The organism is Pseudomonas sp. RW409, from assembly GCF_003184125.1.
GTDB classification, from domain to species: domain Bacteria; phylum Pseudomonadota; class Gammaproteobacteria; order Pseudomonadales; family Pseudomonadaceae; genus Aquipseudomonas; species Aquipseudomonas chlororaphis_I.
On the sequence record NZ_QHHP01000004.1, the window covers coordinates 705911 to 722019 of the forward strand.

The window sequence follows — 16109 nt, forward strand, 5'->3', positions numbered from 1 at the left end:
CGCAGCCCCGTAAAACCAGGCGACGCGGTATGCCTGATGGATGGGGTCGTCTGGCTTGGCGCCTGCTGCGCAGGCGATCGCAGCCTCGCTGGCGCTCGACAGCGGCTACACCTGCCGCCATCCCTGTAGCCGCTGTCGAGCCCTGGCGAGGCTGCGATCGGGGCGCAGCCCCGTAAAACCAGGCGACGCGGTATGCCTGATGGATGGGGTCGTCTGGCTTGGCGCCTGCTGCGCAGGCGATCGCAGCCTCGCTGGCGCTCGACAGCGGCTACACCTGCCGCCATCCCTGTAGCCGCTGTCGAGCCCTGGCGAAGCTGCGATCGGGGCGCAGCCCCGTAAAACCAGGCGACGCGGTATGTCTGATGGATGGGGTCGTCTGGCTTGGCGCCTGCTGCGCAGGCGATCGCAGCCTCGCTGGCGCTCGACAGCGGCTACACCTGCCGCCCCCATCCCCTGTGTTTGGCACCTTTATCACCTTCATCAATCTTGCTATCCAGAGTTTATTCACCCGCCTAGACTCGGCTGAGTCCAATCACAGGTAGGCCGCCATGTCCGAGACGCTGCTCAGTTCCCGCAATCTGGCTTTCGAGCTGTATGAAGTCCTCGATGCCGAGGGCCTGACCCAGCGCGAGCGATTCACCGAGCACAACCGGGAAACCTTCGACGCCGCCCTCGGCACCGCGCGCAGCATCGCCGAGAAGTTCTTCGCCCCACACAACCGCAAAGGCGATGAAAACGAGCCACGTTATGAAGACGGCAAGGCGATCCTGATTCCGGAAGTGAAACCCGCGGTCGACGCCTTTCTCGAAGCCGGCTTCCTCAACGCCGCGCGCAGCTTCGAGGCCGGTGGCATGCAGTTGCCGACGCTGTTGTCCCAGGCCTGCTTCGCTCACTTCCAGGCGGCCAACGCGGCTTCCACCTCCTACCCGTTCCTGACCATGGGCGCGGCCAACCTGATCGAAAGCTTCGGCACCGAGGAGCAGAAACGGCGCTTCCTGCAGCCGATGATCGACGGGCGCTTCTTCGGCACCATGGCCCTGACCGAGCCCCATGCCGGCTCGTCGCTGTCGGATATCCGCACCCGCGCCGAACCGGCGGCGGACGGCACCTACCGGCTCAAGGGCAACAAGATCTTCATCTCCGGCGGCGATCACCCGCTGTCGGAGAACATCGTGCACATGGTGCTGGCCAAGCTGCCGGACGCACCGGCCGGGGTGAAAGGCATCTCGCTGTTCATCGTGCCCAAGTTCCTGGTCAACGACGACGGCAGCCTGGGCCCGCGCAACGACGTGCTGCTGGCCGGCCTGTTCCACAAGATGGGCTGGCGCGGCACCACCTCCACGGCGCTGAACTTCGGCGATAACGGGGAGTGTGTGGGCTATCTGGTGGGCAAGCCGCACCACGGCCTGAGCTACATGTTCCAGATGATGAACGAAGCGCGGATCGGCGTCGGCATGGGCGCGGTGATGCTTGGCTACGCCGGCTACCTGTATTCCCTGGAATACGCCCGCGAACGCCCGCAAGGCCGCCTGCCGGACAGCAAGGACCCGACTACCGCGCCGGTGTCGATCGTCCAGCACGCCGACGTCAAGCGCATGCTGCTGACCCAGAAGGCCTATGTCGAGGGCGCTTTCGACCTCGGCCTGTACGCCGCGCGGCTGTTCGACGACACCACCACCCTGCCCGACGAAGACCGGCGCAAACAGGCCCATGAACTGCTGGACCTGCTGACGCCCATCGTCAAATCCTGGCCCTCGGAGTTCTGCCTGAAGGCCAACGAACTGGCGATCCAGATCCTCGGCGGCCACGGCTATACCCGTGAATACCCGGTGGAACAGTACTACCGCGACAACCGCCTGAACCCGATCCACGAAGGCACCCACGGCATCCAGTCCCTGGACCTGCTGGGGCGCAAGCTGGCGCAGAACGGCGGCGCGGGGTTGAAACAACTGATCCGCCTGATCGCCGACACCAGCGAGCGGGCCCAGGCCCACGAAGCCCTGACAGTGCTGCGCCAACCGCTGGAAATACTGGTGGCGCGCCTGCAAGGCGTGACCATCGGCCTGCTCACCGACCTGGCCCAGGGCAAGGTCAACAGCAGCCTGGCCAACTCGGCGCTGTACCTGAAAGCCTTCGGTCATACGGTGATCGGTTGGCGCTGGCTGGAGCAGGCGATTCGCGCACAGGAAGGCCTGGCCAGGGGCAACACGGCGGATGTGGGGTTCTACAAGGGCAAGCTGCAGGCAGCGCGTTACTTCCTGACCTGGGAAGTGCCGGCCTGTCATCACGAACTGGCCTTGCTGGAAGCGCGGGACGATACCTGCCTGGGCATGCAGGACGAGTGGTTCTGAAGCGCTAAAAGCGTCGCGAGCAATCGAGCGCCGCCCGGCTGCTCGCGAAAACAATCAGTCCGACACAACCGCAACGGCGTTGCAGGTTGTGGGTAAACCCATCAGTTCTGGCTGATGGTCTTGGAGATCACTTCGACCGTGGCGCTGACTTGCTCTTGGTAACGGTCAAGTTCCTGCTGATGGCGCTTTTGCATCTCGAGCTGCTGGGAACACAGGTTCATCGCCGCCAGCACCAGCAAGCGGTCACCGATCAGCGTCGGGTATTTCTTCTTGGTCTCGGCCAGGGTGGCCTTCAACATCAACGCGGCATCCAGCAGGGTCTGCTCTTCCCCGGCCGGCGCCTTGATCGAGTAGTCCTCACCGAGAATCGAGACGACTTTTACCCCGTCGGCCCCCTGCCTCATGCGCTGACAGGACCGGCGCTGACGCGTTCGACCAGGGCCTGGATACGGGCCGCGGTGGCGCCTTGCTTCTCTTCCTGTTCCATCAGGCTCAGTTGCAGGCTTTCGTTCTCATCCTTGGCCTGGGCCAGTTCTGCCTTGAGGGTTTCGTTCGTGCCCGACAGTTCCTGGTTCTGTTGCACCAGGTCACTGACAAGCTGTTCCAATTGGCTTAGGGATGCTTCCAACATTTTGATTTTCCGAGCATTTTTCAAAGGGCGCGTACGATAAAGAAAAGTCACCCTGGATGCCAGGGTTATCCCGGCGCAACGCCTTGACCTGCCTGGTGGGTGACCTTGCCTGCGAACTTTAAAGACTGTCATTCACCCATCTGGTTCCTGACACTTCGTCGCCCATCAGATCTTTCTGAAACTCTTGCTCCAGCTTCAAGAATCCATTTTTCCGCGCGATAGGTCTGGGGAGCCCTATCAACCACCGCGGCATGGATTGCGCACTCTTGAGGTAAATCCCCATGTCTCTTCGCAACATGAACATCGCACCGAGGGCATTTCTCGGCTTTGCATTCATCGGCTGCCTGATGTTGTTCCTGGGCATTTTCGCCCTGAACCAGATGAGTAATATTCGCGCGGCGACCGTCACCATCTCCACCGACAACATGCCCAGCATCCAGAGCATCGACGAGTTCACCCAGCAGATGCTGCGCCTGCAGGTGCTGTCCTATCGCCTGGTGATCAACCGCGGTCCCGAGGTGCAGGCCAAGACCCGCGAGTCGCTCGAACTGGGCAACCAGCAGATCGAAAAGATCCGCACCACCTATGAAAAGCTGGTCAGCAGCCCGGAAGAGAGCGAAGCCTACGACCACTACCTCAAGCTGCTGGCCGAATACCGCAAGCTCGAAGAGCGCATCAAAGAGCTGTCGCGCAACAACCAGTTGAGTGAACTGCAAGAGGTGCTGAACAACGAGCTGATGAAGAACTCGCAGCAGATCAACAAGGTCCTGAACCTGCTGGTACAGATCAACAGCCAGCGCTCCAAGGCCGCCAACGAGCAGGCCGCCGAGGAATACGCCTCGGCATTCAACCTGGTGGTGGCCCTGCTGGTCCTGTCTACCACCCTGACCGTGGTGTTTGCCTGGTTGCTGACCCGCAGCATTACCCAGCCCATCGCCGACGCCTTGCATGCCGCGGAACACATCGCCGGAGGCGACCTCACCCAGAGCATCCAGGTCAACGGCCGCGACGAACCCGGGCGTCTGTTGCAGGCCATGGCGACCATGCAGGAAAAACTGCGCCAGACCCTGCTGCATATTTCCGGCTCCGCCGGCCAGCTGGCCTCGGCCGCCGAAGAGCTGAACAGTGTCACCGACGAAAGCGCCCGCGGCCTGACCCAGCAGAACAACGAAATCGAACAGGCGGCCACCGCCGTGAACGAGATGACCTGCGCCGTCGAGGAAGTCGCACGCAACGCCGTGAGCACCGCCGAGGCTTCGAACGACGCCACCCAGTCGGCCAGCGAAGGCCGCAACCTGGTGCGCGAAACCGTCAGCGCCATAGAGCTCATGAGCAGCGAAGTGCAGAGCTCGGCCAACAGGATCAGCGAACTGGCCGAGGAGTCGCGCGACATCGGCAAGGTGCTGGACGTGATCCGCGGCCTGGCCGACCAGACCAACCTGCTGGCCTTGAACGCCGCGATAGAAGCCGCCCGGGCTGGCGATGCCGGACGCGGTTTCGCCGTAGTCGCCGATGAAGTACGCGCCCTGGCTTATCGCACCCAACAATCGACCAGTGAAATCGAACGCATGATCGGCAGCATCCAGAGCGGCACCGAGCACGCCGTCGAGTCGATGCGCACCAGCACCGAGCGCGCCGACTCGACCCTGAGCATCGCCCGTGGCGCCGGCGGTGCACTGGACACCATCAACACCGCGGTCAACGAGATCAACGAGCGCAACCTGGTCATCGCCAGCGCCGCCGAGGAGCAGGCCCTGGTGGCCCGCGAAGTGGACCGCAACCTGGTGAACATCCGCGACCTGTCGGTGCAATCGGCCACCGGCGCCAACCAGACCAGCGACGCCAGCCACGAACTGTCGCGCCTGGCCGTGGACCTGAACAACATGGTGGCGCGGTTCACGTTGTAGGGCCCCGCACCCAGTCGCCAACAGCCGCGATCGCCGCCTGCGCCAGCCACTACGGACTGCCATGAAGTCCGTCAGTGGTCGGCGCCAGGCGGCGATTTTTTGCCGCCTGTAAACAGGCGCAAAAGCTTTTTGACAGCATCGTATTTCAACAGGTTAGAATCGCTGGCACGCAGACTGCATGGTCAGTTTGTGCCCGCCTTTCTGCTTCTGGAGTACTGCCTTTGAATGCGACGACCATCAACAGCCTGTTCTTGATCGGCGCGTTGCTGGTAGGTGCGAGCATTCTGGTGAGTTCCCTTTCGTCCCGCCTCGGTATCCCGATCCTGGTGATCATCCTGGCCGTGGGCATGGCCGCTGGCGTCGACGGCGGCGGCATCATTTTCAACAACTACCCGACCGCCTACCTGGTGGGCAACCTCGCACTCGCAGTGATTCTCCTCGACGGCGGCCTGCGCACCCGGGTCTCGAGCTTCCGCGTGGCCTTGTGGCCGGCGTTATCGCTGGCCACCGTCGGCGTGATGATCACCACCGGCCTGACCGGCATGGCGGCCGCCTGGCTGTTCGACCTGAACCTGATCCAGGGCCTGCTGATCGGCGCCATCGTCGGCTCCACCGACGCCGCGGCGGTGTTCTCGCTGCTGGGCGGCAAGGGCCTGAACGAGCGGGTCACCGCCAGCCTGGAGATCGAGTCGGGCAGTAACGACCCGATGGCGGTGTTCCTCACCGTGACCCTGATCGACATGCTCGCCAGCGGCCAGACCGGCCTGCACTGGAGCCTGCTGGGGCATCTGCTGCGCGAATTCGGCATCGGCGGCCTGATCGGCCTGGGCGGCGGCTGGCTGATGCTGCAACTGGTGAACCGGATCAACCTGGCCACCGGCCTGTACCCGATCCTGGTGATCGCCGGCGGCCTGGTGGTCTTCGCCCTGACCAACGCCCTGCATGGCAGCGGCTTCCTCGCGGTGTACCTGTGCGGCCTGGTGATCGGCAACCGCCCGGTGCGCAGCCGCCACGGCATCCTGCATATGCTCGACGGCATGGCCTGGCTGTCGCAGATCGGCATGTTCCTGGTGCTCGGCCTGCTGGTCACGCCCCACGACCTGCTGCCCATCGCCCTGCCGGCGCTGGGCCTGGCGCTGTGGATGATCCTGTTCGCCCGCCCGCTGTCGGTGATGGTCGGCCTGTTGCCGTTCAAGGCCTTCCACGGCCGCGAGAAAGCCTTTATTTCCTGGGTCGGCCTGCGCGGCGCGGTGCCGATCATTCTCGCGGTGTTCCCGTTGATGGCCGGGCTGCCCGAGGCCCAGCTGTACTTCAACCTGGCCTTCTTTATCGTGCTGGTGTCCCTGCTGGTGCAAGGCACCAGCCTGCCGTGGGTCGCCAAGTTGCTGAAGGTCACGGTGCCACCGGAACCGGCGCCGATCTCCCGGGCCGCCCTGGAAGTGCATGTCACCAGCGAATGGGAGCTGTTCGTCTACCGCCTCGGCGCGGAAAAATGGTGCATCGGCGCAGCGTTGCGCGAGCTGAAAATGCCCGAAGGCACCCGTATCGCCGCCCTGTTTCGCCACCAGCAACTGCTCCATCCGTCGGGTAGTACGGTGCTGGAAGCCGACGATCTGCTCTGTGTCATCGGCCATGAACACAACCTGCCAGCCCTCGGAAAACTCTTCAGCCAGGCACCGCAACGAGGCCTCGATCTGCGCTTCTTCGGCGACTTCGTTCTCGAAGGCGACGCCCAGCTGGGCGCGGTTTCGGCGCTGTACGGGCTGAAACTCGAAGGGCTCGATCCGGACATGCCGCTGAGCCGCTTCATCACCCAGAAAGTGGGGGGCGCTCCGGTGGTCGGCGACCAGGTGGAATGGAACAACACCATCTGGACCGTTGCCGTGATGGACGGGAACAAGATCAGCAAAGTGGGCGTCAGATTCCCCGAAGGAAGTCGCCCGGGCCCCGGACTCTTCCTCTAAACTGCCTAACTTCTCATCCAGCTTGACCGGTCTTTATGCCAATCCTGCGTACCCTTTTCGCCATTGCCCTGCTGGGCCTGAGCCTTTCTGTCGGCCCATTGCAAGCGGCCGAGCCGCCCAGTGCCGAGTCCGTCCAGCAGAGCCTGGATAAAATCGCCGAGCGCAAATTGCCGGAAGCCGATCAAAAGGCCCTGCAAGCGGTGCTGCAACAGACGCTGACCCAGCTGTCGAACAAGCAGGATTACGAGCAGCGCCTGAACGATCTCAAGCAGCAGCTGAGCAATGCCCCGCGCCAGACCAGCGAGAACCAGCGCGAGCTGACCCGCCTGAAGGCCACCAAGGTGGTGCCGGTGGCCCAACGTTACGCCAACCTGCCGGTATCGCAGCTCGAACAGTTGCTGACCGAGCGCACCACCCAGCAGGGTGACATGCAGAAAGCCCTGGCCGAGGCCAACAGCCTGGCGATTACCGCGCAGACCCGCCCCGAGCGCGCCCAGGCCGAGATCAGCAGCAGCCAGACCCGCACCCAGCAGATCAATACGATCCTCAAGAACGGCAAGGACGCCGGCAAGCCGATCAATGCCGACCAGCGCAATCAGCTCAATGCCGAACTGGCGGCGATCAACGCGCTGATCCCGCTGCGCCGCCAGGAACTGGCCGGCAACAGCCAGCTGCAGGACCTGGGCAACAGCCAGCACGACCTGCTGATGGAGAAGACCGCGCGCCTGGAGCAGGAAATCCAGGACCTGCAGACCCTGATCAACCAGAAGCGCCTGGCCCAGTCCCAGGAAACCGTCACCCAGCAATCGATCGAAGCGCAAAAGGCCGGCAGCAGCAGCCTCCTGGCCACCGAAAGCGCGGCCAACCTGAAGCTCTCCGACTACCTGCTCAAAAGCACCGACCGCCTCAACGAGTTGACCCAGCAGAACCTGCAGACCAAGCAGCAGCTCGACAGCGTGACCCAGAGCGATGCCGCGCTGGACGAGCAGATCAGCGTGCTCAAGGGCAGCCTGCTGCTGTCGAAGATCCTCTATAAACAGAAGCAGGCGCTGCCGCACCTGCGGCTCGACCGCGACCTGGCCGACCAGATCGCCGACATCCGCCTGTACCAGTTCGAGGTCAACCAGCAACGCGAGCTGATCAGCAGCCCCAGCAGTTACGTCGACAACCTGCTGGCTACCCAGCCATCCGAACAAGTCACCCCGCAGCTGCGCAAAACCCTGCTGGACCTGGCCATCACCCGCGCCGACCTGCTGGAACGCCTGAGCCGCGAGCTGAGCGCGCTGCTCAACGAATCCATCACCCTGCAGCTCAACCAGAAGCAACTGCTGAGCACCTCGCAAAGCCTGCGCGCAACCCTCGACGAACAGATGTTCTGGATTCCCAGCAACAAGCCGCTGGACAGCGAATGGCTGCAGACCATACCGCTGCGCCTGGCAAAACAGGTCACCACCCTGCCCTGGTCGTCCAGCCTGAGCGAGCTGGCCGACGGCCTGGCGCAACGGCCGCTGCTGTTCCTGCCATTGCTGTTGCTGATCGCGGCCCTGCTGTGGCGGCGCAAGAACCTGTACCTGCGCCTGAACAAGGTTCACAAGGACATCGGTCACTTCAAGCGCGACAGCCAATGGCACACGCCGCAGGCGATCCTGGTCAACATCCTGCTGGCGATGCCGGTCGCCCTCGGCCTGGCGCTGTGCGGCCTGGCCTTGCAGATCGACGCCCGCGGGCAGAACGCCAACCTCGGCGCGGCGCTGCTGCAGATGGCCCAGGCCTGGCTGGTGTTCTATACCGCCTACCGGATCCTCGCCCCCGGCGGCGTGGCGGAACTGCACTTTCGCTGGGAAAAGCCCCAGGTCGAATTCCTCCAGAGCTGGGTCCGTCGCCTCGGGCTGGTGGTCATGGCGCTGGTGGCGGTGGTCGCCGTGGCCGAACATCAACCGGCGGCGCTGGCCGATGACGTGCTCGGCATCGCCGTGGTCCTGACCTGCTACGCCCTGATGGCCTGGCTGCTCAGCCGCCTGCTGCTGAGCAGCCCGACGCACCAGAACGCCTCGCTGTTCCGCAAGGCGGTGGCGGTGCTGTTCACCGCGCTGCCGATCGCTTTGTTCATCGCCGTATGCTTCGGCTACTACTACACCGCGCTGAAGCTCAGCGACCGCCTGATCAATACCTTGTACCTGCTGATGTTCTGGCTGGTGATCGAAGCCACTTTCGTCCGCGGGCTGGGCGTCGCCGCCCGGCGCCTGGCCTACCAGCGGGCCCTGGCCAAACGCCAGGCCGCCAAGGAAGCCGGCGACGGCGAAGCGGTGGTCGAAGAGCCGACCCTGGACATCGAGAAGGTCAACGAACAGTCCCTGCGCCTGATCCGCCTGGCCCTGCTCGGTGGTTTCATCGCCGGGCTGTACTGGGTCTGGTCGGACCTGATCAGCGTGTTCTCCTACCTGGACAACATCACCCTCTACGAATACACCAGCGGTACCGGCGCCAACATGAGCATGGTGCCCATCAGCATCGGCGACATGCTCGGCGCGCTGATCATCGTCGGCATCACCTTCGCCCTGGCGCGCAACCTGCCTGGGCTGCTGGAGGTGCTGGTACTGTCCAGGCTGAACCTGGCCCAGGGCAGCGCCTACGCGACCACCACGCTGCTGTCCTATGTGATTGCCGGCGTCGGCTTCGTCTCGACCCTGTCGACCCTCGGCGTCAGCTGGGACAAGTTGCAATGGCTGGTGGCTGCGCTGTCGGTGGGCCTGGGTTTCGGCATGCAGGCGATCTTCGCCAACTTCATCTCCGGCATCATCATCCTGTTCGAGCGGCCGGTGCGCATCGGCGACACCATCACCATCGGCAACCTGTCGGGCACGGTGAGCAAGATCCGCATCCGCGCCACCACCATCACCGACTTCGATCGCAAGGACATCATCGTCCCGAACCAGACCTTCATCACCGGGCAACTGATCAACTGGTCGCTGACCGACACCGTCACCCGGGTGACCCTCAAGCTCGGCGTCGACTACGGCTCGGACCTGGACCTGGTCAAGGAGCTGCTGCTCAAGGCGGCCCGCGATAACCCGCGGGTACTGAAAGAACCCGAGCCGCATGTGTACTTCCTCAACTTCGGCGAAAGCACCCTGGACCACGAACTGCGCATGCACGTGCGCGAGCTGGGGGACCGCAACCCGGTGCTCGACGAGGTCAACCGCTTCATCAACCGCGAGTTCAAGAAGCAGCACATCAACATCTCGTTCCGCCAGATGGAGGTCTACCTGAAGAACCTCCATGGCCAGGAATACAAGATGGTGCCCATCGAGCCGGAGACCAAGACCATCGTCCCGCTGCCCGACGGCAAACCGCAGCAGGAACCGCCCTCCAGCAGGCTCGACTAAGGGCGCTATCCCTAGCAGAATGCTCGGACATTCTGCTGGAGATGGCCGTTGAAAGCCCTCGACGAACTGAGCTTCGACAATCGCTTCGCCCGCCTGGGCGACGCGTTCTCAACCCATGTGCTGCCCGAACCGATCGACCATCCACGCCTGGTGGTGGCCAGCCCGTCGGCCATGGCGCTGCTGGACCTGGACCCCGAGGCCGCCGAAAGCCCGGTGTTCGCCGAGCTGTTCGGCGGGCACAAGCTATGGGCCGAAGCCGAGCCTCGGGCGATGGTCTATTCCGGGCATCAGTTCGGCTCCTACAACCCCCAGCTAGGCGATGGTCGCGGCTTGCTGCTGGGCGAGGTGTACAACGCCGCCGGCGAACACTGGGACCTGCACCTCAAGGGTGCCGGCCAGACCCCCTACTCGCGCATGGGCGATGGCCGCGCCGTACTGCGTTCGTCGATCCGTGAATTCCTCGCCTCCGAAGCGCTGCACGCCCTGGGTATTCCGACCACCCGGGCGCTGTGCGTGATCGGCTCCGACACCCCGGTCTGGCGCGAGAAACAGGAGCGCGCAGCAATGTTGCTGCGCATGTCGCCCAGCCATGTCCGCTTCGGCCACTTCGAATACTTCTATTACACAAAACGCCCCGAGCAGCAGAAACAGCTGGGCGAGCACGTGCTGGCCATGCACTTTCCCGAGTGCCTGGAACAGCCGGAACCCTACCTGGCGATGTTCCGCGAAGTAGTCGAGCGCAATGCCGAACTGATCGCCAAATGGCAGGCCTACGGTTTCTGCCACGGGGTGATGAACACCGACAACATGTCGATCCTCGGCGTGACCTTCGACTTCGGGCCGTTCGCCTTCCTCGACGACTTCGATGCGCATTTCATCTGCAACCATTCCGACGACCAGGGGCGCTACTCGTTCAGCAACCAGGTGCCGATCGGCCAGTGGAACCTCAGTGCCCTGGCCCAGGCCCTGACGCCCTTCATCAGCGTCGAGGCCCTGCGGGAAACCCTCGGCCTGTTCCTGCCGTTGTTCCAGACCCATTACCTGGACCTGATGCGCCGCCGCCTCGGCCTGACCAGCGCCGAAGAAGAGGATCAGAAGCTGGTGGAGCGCCTGCTGCAACTGATGCAGGGCAGCAGCGTGGACTACAGCCTGTTCTTCCGCCGCCTGGGGGATGAATCAGCTGAACTGGCCGTGGCCCGGCTGCGCGACGACTTCGTCGACCGCCAGGGCTTCGATGCCTGGGCTGATCTGTACAAGGCCCGGGTCGCCCGCGAACAAGACGACACTCAAGAACAGCGCCGCGCGCGCATGCATGCGGTCAACCCGCTGTACATCCTGCGCAATTACCTGGCGCAGAAGGCCATCGATGCCGCCGAGCAAGGGGATTACTCCGAGGTGCGCCGCCTGCATGCGGTGCTGAGCAAGCCGTTCGAACAACAGGCCGGCATGGACAGCTACGCCGAACGACCGCCCGAATGGGGCAAGCACCTGGAAATCAGTTGCTCGTCCTGAGCCTCAGATAAATACCTCGGCCGAAACACCGAAGCGCTCGGCCAGCCAGCGGATCTGTCGCAGGTTGAGCTGGCGCTTGCCGCTCAGTACTTCCGAAACCACCGACTGCGCACCCACGCCTGGCAGATCACTCTGGGTCAGGCCGTGTTCGCGCATCAGGGAGCGCAAGACGTCAACGCCACTGGCTATCGGCATCGGTCGATGCTCTTCGTCGTAGGCTTCGATCCAATCGCCGATGATGTCCACCAGCGAAGTCACTGGATGGTTCTCGTCCTCTCCCATGAGATCCAGCAGTTCATCCAGCGCCGCGACCAATGCATCGTAATCGGCTTCAGTATTGGGTTTACGCAACACAGGGGCCACGAAATGCCAATGATCCGCCGCCTGCTTCACCAGAACGTTCATCCGGTCTCCTCCTTCCACCTGCCCTTGTCGTATTCGTGATGGTCCAGCACGTGCCTGATATAGAGACGTCGCACCTCATAACGCACCACGGTGATGATTCGTAACTTGTTGCCGCCAATATCGAAGACGTGAAACGCCCCCACTTTGTCGGTGGCCGGAAATACTGCCTTGATGGCTACAAAATCGGCCGGATTGAGGCTTTTGACTTTTCTGTACCAGGTCTCCAGCGCATTGGCCGATTGTGGCCAGCGGCTCTTGGCCTCCCAGATTCGTTTGGCGGTGATGATATGCATGCAATGTCCCTATCGCATATTGCTATAGACGGTAGTGTCGGAAGCGCGCCATAGCAAGTTGCTATGCGCTTGAACAGACCAACGGCATAAACCCATGGCTCCGTTTCAGCCTAGATTCACCAGCCGCCACGCATCTCAAAGATGTATGAAGGAATGCAACAGACCCGCCCCTCGCTTGATAAACCTTGCGCCAGACTCCAGATAACGCCCATCGCCCACTTATCCCGGAGCCCCCCTCATGTCCGATCCATTGCTGATCCCCTGCCCCCATTGCAACGGTTTGAACCGCATCCCCGCCGAGCGCCTGGGCGACCAGCCCAAATGCGGGCGCTGCAAAGGCCAGGTGTTGCTGAGCCAGCCTTTCGAACTGAAACAAGGCGACTACGCCAGCCAGATCAAGGGCGACCTGCCGTTGCTGGTGGATGTCTGGGCGGATTGGTGCGGGCCGTGCAAATCCTTCGCGCCGGTATTCGAGCAGGCGGCGGCGCAATTGGCGGGCAAATGCCGGCTGGCCAAGCTCGACAGCGAGGCCAACCAGCAATTGTCGGCGCAGTTGGGAATTCGCTCGATTCCGAGCCTGATTCTGTTCAAGAACGGACGGGAAGTGGCACGTCAGAGTGGCGCCTTCCCGTTACCGCAGTTGATGAGCTGGTTGCGCAGCCAGGGCCTCTGACCGCTATTTCAAAAGCACCTTGAACCGTAGGAGCGAGGCTTGCCCGCGATGAGTGCCTGACATTCAACATCGTCGTCGGTTGTCAGACCGTTATCGCGGGCAAGCCTCGCTCCTACAGAAGAGCGTCAGGCGCTTTCCAGCAGGTTGTGCAGGTCGACGAATTGCTGGGTCAGCTTGTGCCGGGGGTCAAGGTGGATCAGCGGCAGGCTGGCCTGGTGGGATTCGCGCATGCGCACCGAACTGGCCAGGTACACCGGCAAGACCGGCAGGCCTTCGGCGATCAGCTCATCGAGCATCTGCTGGGGCAGGCTGGCGCGGGCCTGGAACTGGTTGACCACGATGCCTTCGACCTGCAAGTCCTCGTTGTGGTCGTCCTTGAGCTCTTCGATTTCAGCCAGCAGGCCGTACAGCGCCTGGCGGGAAAAGCTGTCGCAGTCGAAGGGAATCAATACGCGATCAGCGGCAATCAGCGCCGAAACCGCGTAGAAGTTCAGGGCCGGCGGGGTGTCGAGGTAGATCCGGTCGTAGTCCTCGGCCAATTCGTCCAGCAGTTTGCGCAGCTTGTTGATCTTGTGCTTCGCCTCGAGCTTGGGCTGCAGATCCGCCAGCTCGGCGGTGGCCGTCACCACATGCAGGTTGTCGAACGGCGTTTCGTAGATATCGACCTGGTTCTTCTTCGAGAACGGTCCGGAAGACAGGGTCTGCTTGAAGAAGTCGGCGATCCCCATGGGAATGTCGTCGCCGGTCAGGCCGGTGAGGTATTGAGTGGAGTTGGCCTGGGCATCCAGGTCCACCAGCAGCGTGCGATACCCTTCGCTGGCGCTCACAGCCGCCAGATTGCAGGCAATGCTCGACTTGCCGACTCCCCCTTTCTGATTGAACACCACGCGCCGCATGTCAGAACCTCCCTGCATCAAAGATCACCGAGTGTAGTAGCGAGCAGCGCTGCTTCGCTACCTCGCTGACGGCAGAGCGCCAAGCCCGTTGCAATGACCGGAATCGGCCTAGACTTTCTGAAAGTCTGCGCGCCTCCCGCCCGGTGCCGCTCAATAATGGCCAAATGACACTTTTCTTCTGTCGAATGGGCCGTTTTCACTGAGTGAAACATAACCAATGTTTGCTACCAGCCAGTCACACCGGGATAATGCACGCCACTCGGCTGTAGCTCCGTGCCAGGTGAGTCTTCGATCGAAACGCCTGACCACGTCAAGTAAGCCCGCAGGGGCGGGATGAATTTTCAAGTGATCAACTTCAACATCGCTCAATGGCGCGCGTGGGCCCCTGGGCTCGAAAGCGTGGACGATTGGCAGGCCTGGAGCCGACAACCGGTCGTGCTCGAGAGCAGCGATGCCGCCCCCGACGTGTCGTTTCTACCGGCCATGCAACGCCGGCGCCTCAGCCGTCTGGCGCGCATGGCCTTCAGCGTGGGCTGGCCGCTGGCCGAAGGCCTGGAACAACTACCGTTGGTCTTTATTTCCCGGCATGGCGAAACGCCGCGGACCTTCGACATCCTCAGCGACCTGGCGGCCGACCAGCCATTGTCCCCGACCCAGTTCAGCCTCTCGGTGCACAACGCGGTGATCGGCCTGTGGTCGATCATGCGTGGCGAAACCAGCGAAATGACCGCCCTCGCCGCCGCCGGCGACGGCCTCGAACACGGCATGCTAGAGGCCGCGGCGCTGCTCGAGGAAGGCGCCCCGGCAGTGCTGCTGGTGGTCACCGAAGAGCAGCCGCCCGCCGCCTATGCCACCTGGATCGACGACGTGCCTTTTCCCTATGCGGTGGGCCTGTTGCTGACCCCCGGCAAAGAGTGGCAACTGACGCTCGGTACCGCCACCGAGGAAGCGCCGCGCGCCGAGTGGCCCCATGCCCTGAATCTCTTGCGTACCCTGCTCGGCGAGCAGACCTCCTGCCAACATGCCTGGAAGAACCGTGTATGGAACTGGCAACGCAACCTGTAAACACAAAACCCCGCGACGCCTACTACTGGCGCCTGGTCGCCACCGCGGCCAGCTTTGCCTTGTTCGGCCTCGGTGGCCTGTGCCTGCGCCTGGTGATTTTCCCGCTGCTCGCCTGCCTGCCCGGCGACGCCGAAGCGCATCGCCAGCGCGCGCGGCGCACCATTGGCCGACTGTTCTGGCTGTTCATCCGGTTCATGGCCCGCAGCGGCGTGCTGACCTATGACGTCGAAGGCGCCGAAAAGCTCGGCCGCCCCGGACAAATGATCATCGCCAACCACCCGTCGCTGATCGACGTGGTGTTCCTCATCGGCCTGGTGCGCAACGCCAACTGTGTGGTCAAGCAGAGCCTGTGGCAGAACCCGTTCACTCGCGGCCCGATACGCGAAGCCGAATACATCAGCAACGACGGCAGCATGGACATGCTCGACGCCGCCGGCGAAGCCCTGCGCAATGGCCAGACCCTGGTGATCTTCCCCGAGGGCACCCGCACCCCGCCGGGCCAGGCGCCGGCCTTTCATCGGGGGGGCGCGGCAATCGCCTTGCGGGGTGCGAGAATCATCACCCCGGTGGTCATCAAGGTCAGCCCGACCACCCTGACCAAGGCCGAACCCTGGTATCGCATCCCGATGCGCCGCGTGCACTTCAGTTTTCGCGTCGGAGCCGATATAGACCCGTATGCCTTTGCCGCCCAAGGCCCCGCACCGCAGGCCTCGCGCAAGCTCAACGATTATTTGCATCACTACTTCATTAAGGAGCTCGCCGAAGATGAGCGATCTGCACCAGGAAATTAAAATGCTGATCATCGATGCCCTGGGCCTCGAAGACATCAGCGTGCAAGACATCGGCAACGAGCAGACGCTCTTCGGTGAAGGCCTGGGCCTGGACTCGGTCGACGCCCTGGAGCTGGGCCTGGCGATCCAGAAACGCTACGGCATCAAGATCGACGCCGACGCCAAGGACACCCGCAACCACTTCACCAACGTGGCGAGCCTTGCGGCGTTCGTCACTGCAAAACAGGCAGCTTGA

14 protein-coding genes are annotated in these 16109 nt (G+C 63.0%); 9 read left to right on the top strand and 5 right to left on the bottom strand.

Features of this window, described 5'->3' with window-relative positions; translation table 11 throughout:
- Positions 1-548 precede the first annotated feature (548 nt).
- Positions 549-2351 (top strand): acyl-CoA dehydrogenase, encoded by a 1803-nt coding sequence (locus DK261_RS05795; protein WP_009046637.1) that lies wholly within the window; start codon positions 549-551, stop codon positions 2349-2351.
- 101 nt (positions 2352-2452) lie between these two features.
- Here DK261_RS05795 and DK261_RS05800 read toward each other — a convergent pair whose 3' ends face one another.
- Together DK261_RS05800 and DK261_RS05805 are read right to left on the bottom strand one after the other, a co-directional pair.
- Positions 2453-2755: a cell division protein ZapA gene (locus DK261_RS05800; protein WP_009041856.1), complete on the bottom strand. Its 303-nt coding sequence runs from the start codon at positions 2753-2755 to the stop codon at positions 2453-2455.
- Positions 2752-2982 carry a hypothetical protein gene (locus DK261_RS05805; RefSeq protein WP_007926810.1) on the bottom strand — a complete coding sequence of 77 codons (231 nt, stop codon included), beginning with the start codon at positions 2980-2982 and terminating at the stop codon, positions 2752-2754. The genes DK261_RS05800 and DK261_RS05805 overlap by 4 nt, the downstream gene beginning before the upstream one ends.
- Before the next feature lie 281 nt (positions 2983-3263).
- Between DK261_RS05805 and DK261_RS05810 the strand changes: the two genes are divergently transcribed.
- The 4 genes from DK261_RS05810 to selO all read left to right on the top strand — a co-directional run bounded on the left by DK261_RS05810 (position 3264) and on the right by selO (position 11751).
- Positions 3264-4889, top strand: coding sequence for a methyl-accepting chemotaxis protein (locus tag DK261_RS05810; protein WP_009046635.1), 1626 nt, complete (start codon positions 3264-3266; stop codon positions 4887-4889).
- Between the two features lie 221 nt (positions 4890-5110).
- Positions 5111-6853 (top strand): potassium/proton antiporter, encoded by a 1743-nt coding sequence (locus DK261_RS05815; protein ID WP_038630427.1) that lies wholly within the window; start codon positions 5111-5113, stop codon positions 6851-6853.
- A gap of 35 nt (positions 6854-6888) precedes the next feature.
- A complete protein-coding gene (gene mscK / locus DK261_RS05820) occupies positions 6889-10239 on the top strand; it encodes a mechanosensitive channel MscK (protein ID WP_009046633.1) in 3351 nt (1116 codons plus the stop codon).
- Positions 10240-10287: 48 nt separating this feature from the next.
- A complete protein-coding gene (gene selO / locus DK261_RS05825) occupies positions 10288-11751 on the top strand; it encodes a protein adenylyltransferase SelO (protein ID WP_110175394.1) in 1464 nt (487 codons plus the stop codon).
- A 3-nt stretch (positions 11752-11754) separates the two neighbouring features.
- Here selO and DK261_RS05830 read toward each other — a convergent pair whose 3' ends face one another.
- Positions 11755-12156 carry a type II toxin-antitoxin system HigA family antitoxin gene (locus tag DK261_RS05830; RefSeq protein ID WP_009046631.1) on the bottom strand — a complete coding sequence of 134 codons (402 nt, stop codon included), beginning with the start codon at positions 12154-12156 and terminating at the stop codon, positions 11755-11757.
- Complete coding sequence (locus DK261_RS05835; protein ID WP_103330902.1) at positions 12153-12449, bottom strand: type II toxin-antitoxin system HigB family toxin; 297 nt, start codon at positions 12447-12449, stop codon at positions 12153-12155. Before DK261_RS05835 ends, DK261_RS05830 begins: the two co-directional genes overlap by 4 nt.
- 238 nt (positions 12450-12687) lie before the next feature.
- Here DK261_RS05835 and trxC point away from each other — a divergent pair, with 238 nt between their 5' ends.
- Positions 12688-13122, top strand: a complete 435-nt coding sequence (gene trxC, locus DK261_RS05840; RefSeq protein WP_016704469.1) for a thioredoxin TrxC — start codon at positions 12688-12690, stop codon at positions 13120-13122.
- 125 nt (positions 13123-13247) lie between these two features.
- On the opposite strand, the gene DK261_RS05845 is transcribed toward trxC, so the two are convergent.
- Positions 13248-14018 (bottom strand): ParA family protein, encoded by a 771-nt coding sequence (locus DK261_RS05845; RefSeq protein WP_007926828.1) that lies wholly within the window; start codon positions 14016-14018, stop codon positions 13248-13250.
- 333 nt (positions 14019-14351) lie between these two features.
- Here DK261_RS05845 and DK261_RS05850 point away from each other — a divergent pair, with 333 nt between their 5' ends.
- Genes DK261_RS05850 through DK261_RS05860 form a run of 3 tightly spaced genes read left to right on the top strand, consistent with a single transcriptional unit; the run spans position 14352 to position 16109 of the window.
- Positions 14352-15083, top strand: a complete 732-nt coding sequence (locus DK261_RS05850; RefSeq protein WP_041985527.1) for a beta-ketoacyl synthase chain length factor — start codon at positions 14352-14354, stop codon at positions 15081-15083.
- Positions 15059-15874, top strand: coding sequence for a 1-acyl-sn-glycerol-3-phosphate acyltransferase (locus DK261_RS05855; RefSeq protein WP_016704468.1), 816 nt, complete (start codon positions 15059-15061; stop codon positions 15872-15874). Before DK261_RS05850 ends, DK261_RS05855 begins: the two co-directional genes overlap by 25 nt.
- Positions 15849-16109, top strand: coding sequence for a phosphopantetheine-binding protein (locus DK261_RS05860; protein WP_007926834.1), 261 nt, complete (start codon positions 15849-15851; stop codon positions 16107-16109). The genes DK261_RS05855 and DK261_RS05860 overlap by 26 nt, the downstream gene beginning before the upstream one ends.